This is a genomic window from Streptomyces sp. NPDC026377 (assembly GCF_055567715.1).
The window spans coordinates 47435-64038 of the sequence record NZ_JBVHPV010000024.1 but is presented as its reverse complement, the minus strand read 5'-3'; the positions used below and the strand labels follow the sequence as shown (position 1 = coordinate 64038).

Genomic DNA, 16604 nt, shown 5'->3' with positions numbered 1-16604 from the left:
GGGGGGTCGAGTTGGTGGTCCATCGCTTCCTGCGATGCCTCAACTCTCGTCTCCCAGGGGCCTCCGCGACATCGGGAGAGTGCCCCATCCCCACGCATGCGGGACCTCAGAAATACCGTTGGCCACCGCGCCAGGGATGCAGTGCATAAGGCAGGGATACGTAGTCGGCGGAACAACCCCTGACGCGCTGATCGGGGCCGGCGGCCAGCGGCCAGGGCCAACGACCAGGGGCGTATGCCCTGCAAACCAGTGCAGAAACACACCTCTTCATGTGCTTGTAGGAGCGGTGTGAGGGCATGCGGTGGTCAGGAGGTTGATAACAATGGTTCCCCTGCTTCTGGTACTTCTGCTCGCTCTGGTCCTCTTCGGTGCAGGTTTCGCGCTCAAGGCGCTGTGGTGGATCGCGGTGATCGTGCTGGCCGTGTGGCTGCTGGGCTTTGTCGTCCGGGCCGCGGACAGCAGCGGCCGTCGGGGTCGCTGGTACCGCTGGTAGGAGGGTTCTCCTCCGTGCGAGGACCGCGGTGAATGACGCAGATTGACGTGGGGCCCGGCCGGGGACGGCCGGGCCCCACGTCATGCGGTGTTGTCCGTCGCGATCCGGATGTCGGCGAGCTCCAGATCCTTGACGCACCGTGCCGCGTTCCGGCGGTAGTGGTCACCGGTCGCGGGCGAAGGCGCGGGCGCCGGGCGGGAGTGCCGCTTCGAGCTCAGGGAGCGCCGCGAGGTAGGCGGTGGCGTCCGTGAAGAAACCCTGGAGCTCGTCGTCCCAGGCGGCTTTGACGTACTTCATTCGCAACCTTCTGCTGACAGCCGCGGGCGTGGCCGCTGGTCGCCGGAGATGTCCTCGGTGCCCTTGGGGCCGACCGGCTGGCGCTGCGGGGGGTGGCTACGGTCTGCCCCCTTGAGGCGGTTCACCACACTGGGGGTACCCGACCGTAGCCCGGATTCATCGTATACGTGGGTCTCGAAGCCGGTTCCTTTCGCTGCCCTCGTTCCCTTCCTGCTGCTCGGTATACCGGTTCCCGCCCCGCGCGAAAGCCGTTCGCCCGGCTACCGAGCCGTCGCTGACCAGCCGGTACTTGGCGGCGCGGCGGCCGAGCAGACCGTAGGTGTAGTGCGGGCGCCACCCCCTGCAGGGCCTGCGTCGGCCCGCCCCGAGGGCGGCTGCCTCCACCCGCCCGCAGGCAACCCATCCCTAGCCCACGAGGGCGATCCAGGGCGATCCCCCGGCCGCGACTGCGCCTGTCACCGACCGGTATACCGCAGGCTGCCTCTGGCGCCACACCGGTGGCCCGTGCCGTACCCCGAGGAGAGGCTCATGCCCCGACGCCCGTATCTGGCCGGTATCGCCGCGACCGCCATCGCTCTCGGCGTGCTCGCATCGGCTCCCGCATCCGGTGACGAGCCGGTCGTGTCGCACCCGCGTGTGGTCGCCCACTTCGACTTCGCCGCAGGCCGGACACCCGAGAACATCGCGCTCGAACCCGACGGCTCCGCCGACCTGACCTTCGCCTTCGCCCGCCAGGTCGCCAACGTCACCCGGCACGGGCACGTCCGCAGAACCGTCACCCTCCCGTCCGTCGCGGACCCGGACACCCCCCTCGTCCACAACGCGATCGTTCTCGGCATCGCCCGTGCTCACGACGGCACCCTTTACGTCACCTACGCAACCGGCACCAGCAAGACCGGCATCTGGCGCATCGCGCCCCACGGCGGCAGGCCCCAGCAGATCGTGAAGCTGCCGCCGAACGGGCTGCCCAACGGCCTCGCCCTCGACGAACACCGGGGCGTGCTCTACGCCGCCGACTCGGCGCTGGGGGTCGTCTGGCGCGTACCGGTGACAGGAGGAAGGCGCACCGCGTGGGCCACGACGAAGGCCCTGCGCCCCCTCCCGTCCGGAACCGGATTCGGCGCCAACGGCATCAAGGTCCACGACGGCGCCGTCTGGGTGTCCAACACCGACCGCGGGACGCTGCTGCGCATCCCCGTACGCCGCAACGGCTCCGCGGGCAGGACCAGCGTCCGGGCGACGGGCCTCGACGGTATCGACGACTTCGCGTTCACCTCACGCCACGCGGACACCGTCCTGGCCGCGGTGAACGGCGCCAACCAGGTCGTGGTGGTACGCCCCAGGGGCACCCACTCCGTCGTCCTCACCCAGCAGGACGGACTCTCGAACCCCACCTCAGTGGCCGTACGCGACTCGACGGTCTACGTCCCCAGCGCCTCGTACTTCGCCCCCGAACCGGACCCGAACCTGCTGCTGGCCCGTCTGAACCGTGGGTAGGGCCTGACCGGCCCCCAGGCTCCACCGAAAGGGCGGGTCCCCTTCCCGGACCCGCCCTTGTCGCCCGACTGCCGACGGTGCGGGTGCAGGCGGCGCACAGCACCGCGGCACCGGACAAGAAAGCAAGGGAACGGCGCACAAAACCTTCAACGAGACTGTCCGTCGCGCAGGAGGAAGGCAACGGAGTTTGAGGGGCAGGCGGGGATGACGGCCGTGAGGGCGGCTCTGGGTGCAGAACCGCCCTCACGCATACCTCCATGGCGCACCGGGGATCCGTCCACCGATCCGCGTGCGCCTGGTGTCTCAGATCAGGTTGAGGGAGTTGTAGCCCCAGCCGATCTTGACGCGGTTGTCGAAGGGGTCGCGGGAGCTGCTGTTGCCGGAGTAGCGCCACAGCGTGCCGTCGTTGCCGCGCGCGACGAGGTCGCTGCGGCCGTCACCGTCGAGGTCACCCACCGAGAGGATCCGGTTGTAGGTGTTCCAGCCGCCGCCGATCTTCACGCGGCCGTTGAACGGGTCGTTGCGGTTGCCGTTGCCGGTGTAGAGCCACAGGACGCCGGCCTTGTCGCGGGCGACGATGTCGGTGCGGCCGTCTCCGTTGAGGTCGCCCTGGCCGGCGATCTCGGTGTACTGGCCCCAGCCGCCGCCCACCTTGGTGCGGGCGGTGACGCGGCCGTCGGCGTAGCCGAGGTACATCCACAGCACGCCGGACTTGTCCACGGCGATGAGGTCGGATTCGCGGGCTCCGGCGAGGTTGCCGGGGGAGAGGACCTTGTTGTAGATCTGCCAGCCCCCGCCGATCGTCTTCGCGGACCCCGTGTTGGTGCCGGCGTAGTAGAGCGTGCCGTCCTTCAGGATGCTCCAGGCACCGTCTTTTTCCCCGTCCTTGTCCTGGTCGACCTGGATGAGGTGCTTGAAGCCGCTGAAGTCGGCGGCGGTGGGCCACGACGCCTCGAACCCGCCGCGACCGTCCGGGAAGTACCAGTTCAACCACCCGTCCCGCTCGACGGCCGCCATCGGGAAGGTGGCCGTCTGCTCCCAGGCGCCGGCCGCCGCACGCGGCGCGGCCGGCTTGCCCTTCGCGGCCGGGGCGCGGTGCTGCTCGGCACCCTGGGCTGCCTGGGCCGCCTGGGCTGCCGCGTCGGCCGGGTTTCCGGCCGCGAACGCGGTACCGGCGGTGGTGGCCAGCGCCACGGTGATGGCGGCAGTGGCGAGTGTGCGCTTGACGAACTTCATAAAGGACTAGCCCCCCGGCTGGTCAGGAGATGGCGCATTGGTCTGTACCGCGCCCTTGAGGTTTTGCACCTTACACAGGTGATTCACCGATCCCTCACAGAGGGGCTGTCCGCTGTTCGCGCGGGCGAACAGAATCCAGCCTTGCCGCTCTTCGGCGGCGCGGCGTCCACCGGGCGGGAGCTGTCGTCATCCGCCCCCGGCCCGCCGCAGCCCGTGGTGAGGAGAGCGATCACAGCTATACCCAGGAGAGTTCTGTCGACGCGCATACAGCCCCACTCTGGCCAGACGCCCGGCCGGTCGAGACGGGCACAGTGAACAACTTCGGCAGGACAGGCTCTCACCACTGCTGCCAGCACAGGAGTAGCCAGCCGACAGCGTCCGAGCCGAGCCCGCACGCGGCCCCCAGAAGCAACTGCCGCAGCAGCGACTTCGCGAACGGCTCCGTCGAACCCGAACCTGAACCCGAGCCCGAACCCGAGCCTGAACCCGAGCCCGAGCCCGAGCCCGAGCCTGAACCCGAGCCTGAACCCGAGCCCGAGCCCGAGCCCGAGCCCGAGCCCGAACCTGAACCCGAGCCCGAGCCCGAGCACGCCCGCCCGCCCCGCCGCGGACGCCTGCGGGAGCGACCTCGCCCCTCCCCGACCGTTCCTGCCTCTGACGCCTTGGCCATGTCTTCCGTACCTCCCATAGAGATTCCCGAGGGCGGGCCTCATCCTGTGGGGGCACCCGGGTGTTGCGGACCCGGAAGCGCGTTGATGACCGAACCGGCAGCGTCTGGCGCACATGTTGCCGCGAGGCGGCACCTGTTGCCGGTGTTGCCGGCCCATTCGGCAACAGCAAACCCCCGTGTCCGACCACCGCGATACGCCAGAGTGGTCTGGTTCGGATTCGCAGGACATGGTGGGAGAGCATGAGCGGCAGTACGACAGGGACCAGGCTGTTACCCCTGAAGCCGGACCTGGGCCCGGAAAAGCGGGCCCTCGCCGAGGACCTGCGCCACCTGTTCCTCACCCTCGACGTGAGCGTCCGCCGCTACGCGGCCCGGCGGCATCTCAACCCCAGCTCCGTCACGCGCTATCTCAGCGGTGACCGCGTACCGCCGTGGGACTTCGTGGCGGGCGTCATCGTCGACTCGGCCGAGGAGACGGAACGGCCTCTGACCACCGAGGCCGAGGACGCGCTGCGCGAACTGCACCGCGCCGCGCTCAAGGCCGGCCGCCGCTCCAGTGAGGTCCAGCAGTTGCAGGACCGGCTCGCGGACACGGACCAGGAGGTCCGGCGGATCAAGACCCGCGAGCGTGCCCTGGAGGAGGCGCTCCGTGACCGGCACCGCCGCCTGGCCGACCTCCAGCGGCGCTGTCTGCGGGCCGAGCAGGCGGTGGAGGAGCAGCGCCTCGTGCGCAGCGCCGAACTGGAGCGCTGGGAGGGGGAGTACGAGCGCCTGCATACCGAGCGCCAGGACCTGCGAGAACAGGTCCTTTTCCTCGAAGAGGCCCTGGCGGTGGCCCGAGCCGAGCTGATCGCCGCCGAGGAGGAGTGTTACCGCCTGGAGTCCGAGCTCGAAGCCGCGCATGAGAGCGAGCACCGCGTCGCGGCCCCCTCGCTCATGGAGGCCCTGGAGGCCACCGACCGCACGGCCACCGTGACCGAACTCGTCGACCTCGTCACCGGACTCGAGACCCGCACCCAGCACGCCATCGCCAGCGAACTGGTTACCTCGGCCAGCCGCAACCGGGAGATCGCGGAAGTGTCCGCCCTGGTCAACGGGCTCTACACTGCGGGCCTCCATCACCACGCCGAGGCCGCGCTGCCCGCGATGGTGATGATGCGGCCGGTGACCGACGTGGCGGGCCTCATCTTCGAGCTGGCCCGTGCCGGACTGCGCCCGCCGGTCGTCACCCTGCTCCAGGCGTCCGTACGCCTGCACACTCCCCAGAACGTCGCCGACCTGGCGGGCATGCTCCACACCGCGGGCCTCGAGGACCACGCGCTGAGCCTGCTCGGCGCCGCGGCGGTCACACGCCCGCTGCCGGACGTGATGACTGCCATCGGCTGCTTGCGCGAACCCCTCTTCACGCCACTGGTAGGGGCCGCGCTGTCCGCCGCCGCATGCGAGCGTCCCGTGGGCGACGCCCTCCAGCTCATCGGCCTGCTCAGCCAGGAGGGGTTCGGCCATCTCGTCACGGGCATGACCGGCGCGCTCACCGCCCGGCGCACGGCCCCCGAGGTGGCCGAGTTCCTCGTCTTCGCCCGTAACCGCGGTATGGACGGGCTGGTGAACGCCGTTTCGACCGATACGGAACAGCGCGACATCGTGCACGTCACCGAACTGATCTACACGCTGGGCCGCAACGGCAACCACGTCGCGGCCGACACGATGCTCCTGCGGGCCGTGGCCGGCCGCACCCCGGCGGAGGTCGCCCTACTGATCAACACGCTCCATGAGTCCAGCAGCTTCTACCAGTCCTCGCGCGCGCTGGTCGCCGCGTTGGGCGAAGCCTCCGCGGCCGGGGCGAGGACCCTGGTAACCGAACTGGACCGGGGGTACGCCGGAGTGGACGCCGTACTGAAGGCGGCGATGCGCGTGTGCACGCCCGGCCAGGCCGCGGCCATGGCCGCCACTTTGGAGTCCTGCGGACTCCACGAGCAGGCCGAGACGTTGTTCCACTGCTTCGTCGACACCATGCCCACGGGCCAGTGCGGCATGTTCCTCCAAGCCCTCCACGTCAACGGTGCCCTCGCCATGACCGACGAAGCACTGCGCCGGCATGCGGAGCGCAGCACCGTCCTCGATCTCGCGCAGTTCGTGCGTGCCCTCGACGGACCCGCCCTGCGTCGGCACCTGGACGCGGTGCTGCACGTCTGTGCGACAGCCCGGTCGGCCACGGACAACACGCACCTGCTCAGCAACCTCGCGGAAAGCAGCGACCCGGCGAGGCCGAGAGCCGACCGCGTGGCCGGCCGCCTGCTGGAAGAGGTGGTGGCCCACCAGCCGGTACGCGGCCAGGTGGACCTGCTCGTCGCACTCGCGAGGGCCGGCCTGGGCGACTACGCCCACCGGTTGGAAGCCCTGGCGACCCGCGCCGGACAGGGTGCCGCCTTCACGAAGCTGCTGAAGGAGACGAGCAGGCAGCGTGAACAGAGGCCGAGCTCGCGCTCGTTCTGGCGGACGAAACGGCCATGAGAGCCGGTCTTCGAACCCCCGGCGTCCGCCCGCTCCTGATGCCATGCCGCCACTTCCCACGGACACGACCAACCTCGTACAGCCTTCACCGCCTCCATCACCGGGTGTGACCGAGGCCGCCTATTCGTGCTGGCCGGTGGCGTTGTTCTTCGAGCCTTCGGCGCGGGTGTTCGCATTGTTGTTCATTAGGCTCTGCACATCGCTGCTGATGTTGGAGTTCAGCGCCGAGATGTGGTCGATGACATCAGCGTTGTTCAGGGACCCGTCGGCGATACCGGCGTGGGCCGGAGCGGCGGTAAGCAGCGCGGTCACGGCGGCGAGGCCGGCGGTGGCGAGGATGTTGGTCTTCATGGCGTGGTCAACGACGGTGGTTCAAGCCGGTCACCGGAGCTCAGATGATTGCTGAGCGCCGGCCTGTCCGGCTCCCCCCTTCACGGCCCGCACCGCCCGCATCGCCCGCCGGGAGTCCGGCGGGGGTGCCGAAGGCCTGGTCAGCGCCGCGAGGTGGCGACCGAGGGCAAGTGCGGCGAGCAGCGCCACCAGCCCGCACACACCAAACCACCCCGCCTGGCCGTAGACGCGTACTCCGAGCCAGGAACCCGCGCTGCCGCCCAGGTAGGCGCAGGTCATGTAGGCGGTGTTGAGCCTGCCGCGGGCGTCGGGCCGCAGGGCGTAGACGCGGGCCTGGTTGGCGACCATGCCGGACTGCATCGCGATGTCGAGCAGCAGCGTTCCGACGACCAGGGCGCTCAGCCCGGGTACGCCGCCCCACGCGCCGGCAGCGAGGACCGCGGCCGAGACGAGGACCGTGAGGATGGAGACGAGGTTCACCGGGTCCGGGCCGTGGCGGTCCACCAGGCGTCCGGCGAGCGGGGCGCAGAGCATGGTCGCGCCGCCGACCAGGGCGAGCAGTCCTACGGCCTGGGCGCCCATGCCGTAGACCGGGCCGTTGAGGAGGAGCGCCAGGCACGTCCAGACGGCCGAGAATCCGGCGAAGACCATCGCCTGGTAGAAGCAGGAGCGGCGCAGGTCCGCTTCGGTGCGCAGCAGGCGCAGTGGCTCGGCCAGGAGCGCTGGATACGGCTGGTGCGAGGGCGGGGTGGTGACGGGCAGGGTGCGGGCCAGGACGCAGGCGAGGAGCAGGGTCAGGGCGGCGGCCGTCAGGTAGGGAACGCGCCACCCCAGCCATTCGCCCAGCGAACCGCTGAAGGCCCGGGTGAGCAGCATGCCGCCGATCGAGCCGCTCAGCAGGGTGCCGATCACCGCGCCGCGGCGGTCGGCGGCCACCAGTCCGGCTGCCAGTGGGCCGACGACCTGGGCGGCCACGGTGGTGAGGCCGATGAGGGCGCTGGCGGCGACGAGGAGCGGCAGGCCGGTCGCGCAGCCTGCGGTGAGCAGGCCCAGGCTCGTCACGGCGAGCAGGGTGACGAGGAGCGAGCGGTGGGGGAGCCGGTCGCCGAGGGGCACCAGCAGGAACATTCCGGCGGTGTAGCCGACCTGGGTGGCGGTCACGGCCAGGGAGGCCGCGCCGGGTGAAGCATGCAGCCCTTCGGCGATCAGCGGGACGATCGCCTGGGGGAAGTAGATGTTGCCCACGGCCACCGCACAGGTCATGGCCAGGATCAGGGTCGTCCGACGATTCATCCGGGTCGTACGGGTCGTACGGGTCGTACGGGTCGTTCGGGTCGTTCGGGTCATCGTCAGTCCACCGGTCCGCCGGCGACGTAGATGACCTGACCGGAGACGAATCCCGCCTCGCGGCTCACCAGGAAGGACGCCGTGTGGGCGATGTCCTCCGGTTCGCCGACGCGTCCGACCGGGATGGACCGCGCCGCGCTGCGCCGGAACTCCTCGAAGTCGCGGCCGAGGCGCCGGGCGGATGCCCTGGTCATGTCGCTCACGACGAAGCCCGGGGCGATGGCGTTGGCGGTGATGCCGTGCCGTCCGAGCTGGAGGGCCAGTGACTTGGTGAAACCGATCAGGCCGGCCTTCGCGCTGCCGTAGTCGACGCGGGCGGCATCACCGACCGCGGAGATGCTGGACATGTTCACGATCCGTCCCCACCCCGCCGCGATCATGTGCGGGCAGACGCTGCGGGCGAGGAGGAACGGGCCGCGCAGATTGACAGCGGTGACGGTGTCCCACTGCTGCGTGCTCATCTCGACGAGCTCGGCGCGCGGACCGATGCCGGCGTTGTTGACCAGTACCGTCGGCGGCCCCAGGACTGCGGTGATCCGGGCGACGGCGGCCGTCACCGCGCTCTCGTCGCGGACATCGGCCGCGACAGCCGTCGCCGATCCGCCGCTGCTGGTGATGGCTTCGACGGTGCCGGCGCAGTCCGCCTCGTCCAGGTCGATCACGCCGACCGCCAGGCCGTCGTGCGCCAGTCGCCTGGCCACCGCGGCGCCGATGCCGCGGGCGGCTCCTGTGACGATCGCCGTACGCTGTCGGGGATTTGCGGGAGGTGTGGGGGTCATGCGCTGAAGTCCACGGCAGCCGCGTGCCGTTGCCAATCGATGTAGCGTATGACTTAATGATCAGCTTTGTGCTCGACGTCGAGGATCTCGCGGACACCCGGTTCGCCGTCTCGCCCCTGCACGAAACCGTGGTCAGCCTGCGGGTGCTGCAGGATCCGGGCCTGTACGCGCTGCACCTCCCGTGGCGCAGATCCGTCCTCGGCCGACTCGGAGCCCTCGACACCGGCCTGCTGATGTCCCTGGTCGCGCCCAGACGTACTCTCCCCGACTTCCTGACCCCGCGGCCCACCACCTTCGCCCCAGACTTCGAGGAAGAACTCGCCGTCGTCCGCCGGACCTCCCCCCGGACCGTACGCCGCGATCTGCTGGCCACACACGCGCCGGATCCGCTTCCCGAAGCCCTGCGCGACGCCACCGCCGCCGACGACGCGCCTGTCATCGCACTCCGCGACGCCCTGTGCGAACTCCTGCGGCAGTACTGGGAGATCGCCATCGAGCCGATCTGGCCGCAGATGCGACTGCTGCTGGAAGCCGACATGACCTACCGCGCACGGCAACTGGCCGTGGGAGGCGCCCGCCTGCTGTTCGCGGACATGCACCCGAACCTGCACTGGCAGGACGGGGTCCTGCACATCGAGAAAATGATCAGCCAGTACCGCGTCGCGGCGTCCGGCCGGGGCCTGCTGCTCCTGCCCTCCGTCTTCGCCCACAAGCCCGCGCCCCCGGTCAGCCCGGAGGAACCGCCGGTGCTGTCCTACCCCAGCCGTGGCGTGGCGACGCTGTGGACCCCGGCCCCCGCCCCTGACGCGACTGCCCTGGTGGCGCTGCTCGGCGCCACCAGGGCGAAGCTGCTGGCCCTCCTCGACGAGCCACTGCCCACGGTCGAGATCGCCCGCCGCTTCCGGGTCACCCCGAGCGCCGTGTCCCAGCACCTGCGGGTGCTGCACGCCACGGGCCTTCTGACCCGGGCACGCGACGGACGGCAGGTCCTGTACTGCCGCAGCCCGCTCGGCGACCAGCTGGCCGGCCGAACCCATACCCACCCGCTCGCGACCCCTTGACAGCCCCCTGACAGGCGATGGCCGCAGCCGGTCTCTCCGTACCCAGACGGTCATCGGCGGCCGCGGCACCAAGACCGTCTATGCCTACGACCGCCGCGACCGGGTCCCCGAGCCTGGGTCCCTACCGGACCTGTCTCGTGTCCGACCACGAGACCGGATACATCGATCGTGGGGCCGGCTGTCGTCGGTGACGGGGCGCGTGGAGTTGGATTCTTCCGGACGGGCTGTGGGCGATCGCGAAGCCGTTGACCGCCTCAGCCATCAGGACCGGCTGGCCGTACGGAGGCCGTGGAGAAGAAGACCAGCCCCGACGCGCCACTGTGTGCCGGCCTTTCAGGGGTGGGCTGCGCCAGGCTGTCGGCCTGTGCGACCATCCGGAAGGGGTGCACTCCGGCGATCCACTCAGCGGTATCGTCCAGGCCCCCGGCAACGTCACCGAGCAGCCGGAGCAGCGCGTCCAGCACGGTTTCCGCCCGGAACGCCCCGGTCAGCGGATTGAACTCGCGTTCGATGTCCGCGTACCGGGGGTTGCTGTCCTCGAGCTGCACGGACGTCTCGTGGCCCAGCGGCGAGATCTCCCCGGCCCGGGACAGCAGGAACCGCCCGTAACGCCAAGGACGGCGCGTGCCTTTCTGGGCTGCGTACGGATCCGTCACCAGGTCGTCCCCGTGCGCGGCGAACCGTTCCCACACGGAGGGGCCGGCGCCCACGCATGGGGAGACCGCAGCCGAGTGCATCAGGTGCCGGCCGCAGCTGACGACTGCGTCCCACACTGCTTGGACCAGGGCCGTTGCGTCGCCCGCGGCCGTGCTGCCCCCGTTGTCCTGGGCCGCTCCGTCCTGGCCGACCTGCGCGATGCCGCCCCGCGGCGCCCCGCGGCGCCTCGCGCGAGACCGCCAAGTGCTCCGCTCCGGGGAGGCAGGCCGGGTATGCACCAGCGAGACCATCATCTCGGCCCCGTCCCAGTACCCCCGCAGTTCCCACCAGACCCCCTATGAGCTGCAGCGACTCATTGCCCTACGGAACACAGTCAGCGTGCCCGCTCCACCCGCCGCTCGTCCCACACCGGCTCCGGGGTCTCGCGTACCCAGCCGTCGCTGCCGAAGACCAGGAAGCGGTCGAAGGACCGGGCGAACCAGCGGTCGTGGGTAACCGCCAGGACCGTCCCCTCGTACGCCTCCAGACCTTCCTGGAGGGCCTCCGCCGACTCGAGGTCGAGGTTGTCCGTCGGCTCGTCCAGCAGCAGCGCGGTGGTCCCCTGGAGTTCCAGCAACAGGATCTGGAAACGGGCCTGCTGGCCACCGGAGAGGCGGCCGAAGGTCTGGTCCCCCTGACGGTCCAGCTCGTAGCGGCGTAGCGCCGACATGGCCGCGCCGCGGTCCTGGGCGTGCTCCGTCCACAGGATGTCCACCAGTGTGCGCGCCATCAACTCCGGATGCGCATGCGTCTGAGCGAAATGGCCCGGTATCACCCGCGCGCCCAGCTTCACCGTTCCCGTGTGGCCGACCTCCTCCCCGGCCAGCAGCCGCAGGAAGTGCGATTTGCCCGAGCCGTTGGAGCCCAGGACCGCCACCCGCTCGCCGTAGAAGACCTCCAGCGAGAACGGCTTCATCAGCCCGGTCAGCTCCAGTTGCTCGCAGGTGACGGCCCGCACCCCGGTCCGGCCGCCCCGCAGACGCATCCGGATCTCCTGCTTGCGCGGCGGCTCCGGCGGTGGGCCGATCTCCTCGAACTTGCGCAACCGGGTCCGGGCCGCCTGGTAGCGGGAGGCCATGTCGTCGCTGCGCGCGGCGTACTGCTGCAGGTCCCGTACCAGCTTTTTGAGCTGGGCGTGCTTCTCGTCCCAGCGGCGGCGCAGTTCCTCGAACCGGGCGAACCGTTCCTGCCGTGCCTCGGGGAAGGACCCGAAGCCGCCACCGTGCACCCAGACGTCGGAGCCTGCCGGTCCCGGCTCCACCGCGATGATCCGTCCGGCCGCGCGGGCCAGCAGCTCCCGGTCGTGCGAGACGAACAGAACCGTCTTGCCGGTCTCGGCGAGCCGCTCCTCAAGCCACCGTTTGCCCGGTACGTCCAGATAGTTATCGGGTTCGTCCAGCAGGAGGACCTCGTCCGGACCGCGCAGCAGCGCCTCCAGTACGAGCCGTTTCTGCTCACCGCCCGACAGCGTGCGCACCTGGCGCCATTGCGCCTTCTCGTACGGCACCCCGAGCGCGGCCATGGTGCACATGTCCCACAGGGTCTCCGCCTCGTAGCCCCGCGCCTCCGCCCAGTCGGCGAGGGCCTGGGCGTACTTCATCTGGGCGGCCTCGTCATCCACCGTCATCATGAGGGTTTCGGCCGCGTCGACGGCCCGGGCGGCCTGCTGGATGCGCGGCGGCGCCACCGACACCAGCAGATCGCGGACCGTGGTCTCGTCCCGCACCGAGCCGACGAACTGCCGCATCACCCCGACGCCGCCACTGGACGTCACGGTGCCGCCGTGCGGCTTCAGCTCGCCGGACAGCAGGCGCAGCAGCGTCGTCTTGCCGGCACCGTTCGCCCCGACCAGGGCCGCCACAGCTCCCTCGCCCACCCGGAACGACACGTTCCCGAGCAGCACCCGGCCGTCGGGCAGGTAGTACTCGAGGTGAGAGGCCTCCAGATGTCCCATCTTTCCAGTGTCCTTGTCTGCTGTACGGATACGGCATGGGTGCGCCGGCGTGCTGTGTGGGCGGGCGGTCCCCCAACCACGGTGCCAGGTGGGCCTGGACGACGGCAGCTCATTATTTTCGGCCGCCGGCGGCCGGGGCCCCGGGGCATCCGCTCAGGCGTTGTGGAGGTCGGGGTCCGCCGGCTCGGGGTGGGCCGAGCCGGGGGTGCCGGCCGGGGCCGTGAACCGGTGGCGTACGGCGAAGGCGACGGCGGCGCCCGCCAGCAGGGCGGCGACCGCGGCGACGAAGGCCGCCCGGGTGCCGTAGGCGCCGACGAGGAGACCGCCGAGCTGGGCACCGACGGCGGTGCCGACGACGTTGACGGTGATGACCCAGGTGAAGGCCTCGGTGATGGCGCCCGAGGGGGCCGTGCGCGCGACGAGTTCGTACTGCACGGCCGTCACCGGGGCATAGACCAGGCCGCCGATGGCGAGGGCCAGGCCGATCGACCAGTTGTCCCAGGCGAGCAGGGGCAGTGCGGTGAGCGCGGCCAGGAGGACCAGGCCGATGGCGAGGGTGCGTTCGGCGGGCCAGTCACGGGTACGGCTGCCGTACCAGAGCCCGCCGACGACCCCGCCGACGCCCCACGCACCGAAGATCAGCCCGACGCTGTCCGCGGAGCCGTGTTCCTCGGCGAAGGCGGGCAGGGCCAGGTTGAACACACCCGTGGACACGGCCGCGCAGATCAGGATGGCCAGCAGCCGGACCAGGCCCGGCGAGCGCAGAGCGCCCAGCAGATCGCTCTCGGTCTCCTCGGCACGCCAGTCGCGCGAGGCCTGCGTGGTGGCGAAACCGATGGCACCCACGCCCGCCAGAACCCCGCCGACGACCAGGGCCGTGGCGGGGGTTCCCCAGAACAGTATGCCGCTGAGCAGCAGCGGTCCGCCGATGAAGAAGATCTCGCTGAGCACCGCCTCCAGGGAGAAGCCCGCCTCCCGGCCGCTGGTGGGCAGCGCGCTCCACAGCGACCGGACAGAGCCGCTGATCGGCGGGATCGTGGCGCCCGCGACGCTCGCGCACACCAGCTGCGGGAGGCGGGCGTCAGGAGCCACGCACACCAGGGCGATCAGTGCCAGCGGGTGGACGACACCGGTGAGGAGGAGCAGGGGAGTCTGGCCGTGCACGTCGACGCGGCGGGCGACGATCGGCGCAAGCACCGCACCGCCCAGCGAGTAGCAGGCCAGCAGCAGGCCCGCGGAGCCGTAGCCCGTGCCGCGCGAGGTGGCGAACAGGACAAGGGCGAGCGAGACCAGGAACAGCGGGAAGCGGCCGACGATGCTCCACAGCAGTGGAGCGCGCATGGCCTTGTCGCTCAGGACGGTGAGGAAACGGTTCCCGGCGGGCGGGGGCTCGGAGCCGGTTTCCGTGGACGGCTCTTCGGGCCTGCTGTCGGATACGGCGTGGGACATGGCATTCTCTCGGTTCTTGTGGGGACGGTCCGCCGGGCAGGAAGGCGCCGTTCAGAGCGCGGCAACGACGGCGGCGATCTCCTTGGCGAACAGGATCTGTTCCGCCTCGTCGAGTTCCGGGGTGAGCGGTATGCACAGGGTGCGGCTCAGGCGGTCACGAGTTGCGGCGAAGCCGTCCGGGCTCAACGGCGCGTAACGGTCGTCGCCGTCGGCCAGGTTCCACGGGAACCCGTCCGCGTACAGCGAGGCGCGGCCCGCCACCACCGGGTGCTCAGGCAGAAGGTACTTGTCCAGGCTCCAGCAGGGCAGCCCCCGTTCCTCCAGCCGCTCCATGGCCCGGTCTCGCAGATGTCGCGACTCTAGCAGCAGCCGCACGCTGGTCTTGACGTCACCGGGGCGCTTGGGGATCACGGTGACGTCCGCGCGCTCGGCGAGCGCCTCCAGCGTCAGGGCGTAGTGCCGCTCCAGCGAGGAGAGGATCTCGTCCAGCCGCCGGAACTGCTGGAGTTGTACGGCGGCCACGGCCTCGTTGGCACACAGGTTTTCGCCGTAGAACGCGCCGGGGTTCCAGCCCGGGTACTTGCCCTGCTCGCGGGCCGAACCGTGGTCGGTGTAGGAGCGCAGGACGTCCCAGTGGGCGGGGTCACGGACCACGACCAGGCCGCCCTCGCCGGAGGTGAGGATCTTGGCGTGGTGAAAGCTGAACGTGCCCGCATAGCCGACGGTGCCGGCGTGCCGTCCGTCCGTGTGGCGTCCACCCATGGCCTGCGCGCTGTCCTCGATGAGGTACGGCACCCGCTCGGGCAGGTCGACGACGGTGCCCTCCATGTGCGCCACCACCACTCGCTCCGCGTCCGCGGGCAGCAGCGAGGCGTCCAGGCCGAACCGCTCGTCGACGTCGACGAGGACCGGAACCAGTCCGCAGGACAGCACCGCACCGGCCACCGCGACGAAAGTGACCGCCGGTATGTACACGGGATCGCCGACCCGCGGTCGGGTGCCCATCAGCGCCACACGCAGGGCCTGGGTGCCATTCGGCACGGTCAACGCCCGCCCCGCGCCGAGCCGTTCGGCCGCGTACGCCTCCAGCAGGTCGGCGTTGCTCGGCGCGGGGGCGCTGTAGCGGAAGAGGACCTTGTTGCGGAGGGACCGGTGCAGTTCGGGGGTGTCCTCCAGGGAGAGGTAGTTGGCGCCGTAGGGGAAGGGACGCAGCATCAGCGGGCTTCCGTTCGAGGTGGGTGGACAGGGGCTGCGGGCAGAGGCCGCGTCAGAACGGGGCGAGCAGGAGCTGCCGGACCTGACGGGCGACGCGCTGGGCGCCGCGCCGGTCGTCGCCGGCGTGCTCCAGTGCCCGGGAGATGCGGTTCCAGAGCGGGCCGGCACTTCGGACGGCACGGTCGGCCGAGGTGTGTGGTGCGGCCGCGTCGAGCACCTCGATGCCGGCCGCCTTGGTGATCCCGGAAAGCCGGCCGGCCTGGTCCGCGTCCAGAGCCGGGAGCAGCAGCAGCGGGACCCGAGCGGCGTGCGCCTGGTTGACGGCGGTCAGCAGGGGCGAGGAGACCAGCAGCGACGCCTCGGCCAGCAGCCGCTCCGTGGCGGCCTCCTCGACCCCTACGACGGGCAGCGCGCCGGTATCCTCTCCGGCCGCGGACAGCAGGGCGGACCGCGCGGGGGCCGGCGCGTCCAGGACCACACCGAGGAGCGGTTTCCCGTCGTACTGTGCCGCTTCCACGGCGGCGCGCAGTGCCGCGCCCGCCCGGGCGACGGCCGCGTGGTCGGCGGGGTGCAGATCCGGTGTGGACAGCTGGACGACCGCGCCGCGCGCCGCACGCGCCCGGGCGGCCCGGGGCGGGGCGATCGTGCCGACCGTGTGCACGCCCTGGGTGCGCTGCCCGCCCAGCCAGCCCGGCCGGTGCAGGCAGCGGACGGCCGACGCCGGCCAGGTACCGCCGGGCGGGGGGCCACCGGAGGCGACGAAGACAACGGGCACGCCGCAGGCGCTCAGGCGCGCGGCGAGCGCATCGTCGTCGCACACCACGGCGGCGCCGAGGGCGGCGCCCGCGTCCGGCTCACCGGTCAGCTCGACTTCGGTGAGGTGGGCGCTGACATGGCGCAGCGCGGCCTGGGACTCCAGGGTGGGCCGGGCGGCGGCGAGCACGCGCAGCCGCGGCGGGGCGGGATGCGGGGCGGTGGTGGGAGAGGACATGGTGGCTCCGGGCGCGGTCGGTTCCAGACGCGGGGTGAGGGGACGGCGGGGCCG

The 16604-nt window shown here is 71.1% G+C and carries 14 protein-coding genes; 4 read left to right on the top strand and 10 right to left on the bottom strand.

Annotated features, from left to right (window positions below; genetic code table 11):
* Nucleotides 1–322: 322 nt before the first annotated feature.
* Nucleotides 323–493 carry a hydrophobic protein gene (locus tag ACZ4MU_RS32530; RefSeq protein WP_344077859.1) on the top strand — a complete coding sequence of 57 codons (171 nt, stop codon included), beginning with the start codon at nt 323–325 and terminating at the stop codon, nt 491–493.
* Between the two features lie 162 nt (nt 494–655).
* Here the strand turns inward: ACZ4MU_RS32530 and ACZ4MU_RS32525 are convergent, their stop codons facing one another.
* Nucleotides 656–790, bottom strand: coding sequence for a hypothetical protein (locus ACZ4MU_RS32525; RefSeq protein ID WP_467883136.1), 135 nt, complete (start codon nt 788–790; stop codon nt 656–658).
* A 528-nt stretch (nt 791–1318) separates the two neighbouring features.
* Between ACZ4MU_RS32525 and ACZ4MU_RS32520 the strand changes: the two genes are divergently transcribed.
* The gene (locus ACZ4MU_RS32520; RefSeq protein ID WP_467883135.1) at nt 1319–2287 is read left to right on the top strand and encodes an SMP-30/gluconolactonase/LRE family protein; all 969 of its coding nucleotides are present in this window, start codon (nt 1319–1321) and stop codon (nt 2285–2287) included.
* 303 nt (nt 2288–2590) lie between these two features.
* Here the strand turns inward: ACZ4MU_RS32520 and ACZ4MU_RS32515 are convergent, their stop codons facing one another.
* The gene (locus ACZ4MU_RS32515) at nt 2591–3523 is read right to left on the bottom strand and encodes an FG-GAP-like repeat-containing protein (protein ID WP_467883134.1); all 933 of its coding nucleotides are present in this window, start codon (nt 3521–3523) and stop codon (nt 2591–2593) included.
* Nucleotides 3524–4433: 910 nt separating this feature from the next.
* Between ACZ4MU_RS32515 and ACZ4MU_RS32510 the strand changes: the two genes are divergently transcribed.
* The gene (locus ACZ4MU_RS32510) at nt 4434–6707 is read left to right on the top strand and encodes a hypothetical protein (protein WP_467883133.1); all 2274 of its coding nucleotides are present in this window, start codon (nt 4434–4436) and stop codon (nt 6705–6707) included.
* Between the two features lie 120 nt (nt 6708–6827).
* Here the strand turns inward: ACZ4MU_RS32510 and ACZ4MU_RS32505 are convergent, their stop codons facing one another.
* From ACZ4MU_RS32505 to ACZ4MU_RS32495, 3 genes are read right to left on the bottom strand one after another with little or no spacing between them, the layout of a single operon-like run.
* Nucleotides 6828–7058, bottom strand: a complete 231-nt coding sequence (locus ACZ4MU_RS32505) for a hypothetical protein (RefSeq protein WP_467883132.1) — start codon at nt 7056–7058, stop codon at nt 6828–6830.
* A gap of 30 nt (nt 7059–7088) precedes the next feature.
* Nucleotides 7089–8351, bottom strand: a complete 1263-nt coding sequence (locus ACZ4MU_RS32500) for an MFS transporter (RefSeq protein ID WP_467883138.1) — start codon at nt 8349–8351, stop codon at nt 7089–7091.
* Nucleotides 8352–8407: 56 nt separating this feature from the next.
* Nucleotides 8408–9184 carry an SDR family NAD(P)-dependent oxidoreductase gene (locus ACZ4MU_RS32495; RefSeq protein ID WP_467883131.1) on the bottom strand — a complete coding sequence of 259 codons (777 nt, stop codon included), beginning with the start codon at nt 9182–9184 and terminating at the stop codon, nt 8408–8410.
* A 56-nt stretch (nt 9185–9240) separates the two neighbouring features.
* Here ACZ4MU_RS32495 and ACZ4MU_RS32490 point away from each other — a divergent pair, with 56 nt between their 5' ends.
* Nucleotides 9241–10245, top strand: coding sequence for an ArsR/SmtB family transcription factor (locus ACZ4MU_RS32490; protein WP_467883130.1), 1005 nt, complete (start codon nt 9241–9243; stop codon nt 10243–10245).
* Nucleotides 10246–10499: 254 nt separating this feature from the next.
* Here the strand turns inward: ACZ4MU_RS32490 and ACZ4MU_RS32485 are convergent, their stop codons facing one another.
* The 5 genes from ACZ4MU_RS32485 to blsF all read right to left on the bottom strand — a co-directional run bounded on the left by ACZ4MU_RS32485 (nt 10500) and on the right by blsF (nt 16550).
* Nucleotides 10500–10982 carry a 2OG-Fe dioxygenase family protein gene (locus ACZ4MU_RS32485; protein ID WP_467883137.1) on the bottom strand — a complete coding sequence of 161 codons (483 nt, stop codon included), beginning with the start codon at nt 10980–10982 and terminating at the stop codon, nt 10500–10502.
* Between the two features lie 293 nt (nt 10983–11275).
* On the bottom strand, nt 11276–12895 hold the full coding sequence (locus ACZ4MU_RS32480) for an ABC-F family ATP-binding cassette domain-containing protein (RefSeq protein ID WP_467883129.1): 1620 nt from the start codon (nt 12893–12895) through the stop codon (nt 11276–11278).
* 153 nt (nt 12896–13048) lie between these two features.
* Nucleotides 13049–14344: an MFS transporter gene (locus ACZ4MU_RS32475; protein ID WP_467883128.1), complete on the bottom strand. Its 1296-nt coding sequence runs from the start codon at nt 14342–14344 to the stop codon at nt 13049–13051.
* Nucleotides 14345–14395: 51 nt separating this feature from the next.
* Nucleotides 14396–15559 carry a DegT/DnrJ/EryC1/StrS family aminotransferase gene (locus ACZ4MU_RS32470; RefSeq protein ID WP_467883127.1) on the bottom strand — a complete coding sequence of 388 codons (1164 nt, stop codon included), beginning with the start codon at nt 15557–15559 and terminating at the stop codon, nt 14396–14398.
* Between the two features lie 52 nt (nt 15560–15611).
* A complete protein-coding gene (gene blsF, locus ACZ4MU_RS32465; RefSeq protein ID WP_467883126.1) occupies nt 15612–16550 on the bottom strand; it encodes a CGA synthase-related protein in 939 nt (312 codons plus the stop codon).
* Between the last annotated feature and the right edge of the window lie 54 nt (nt 16551–16604).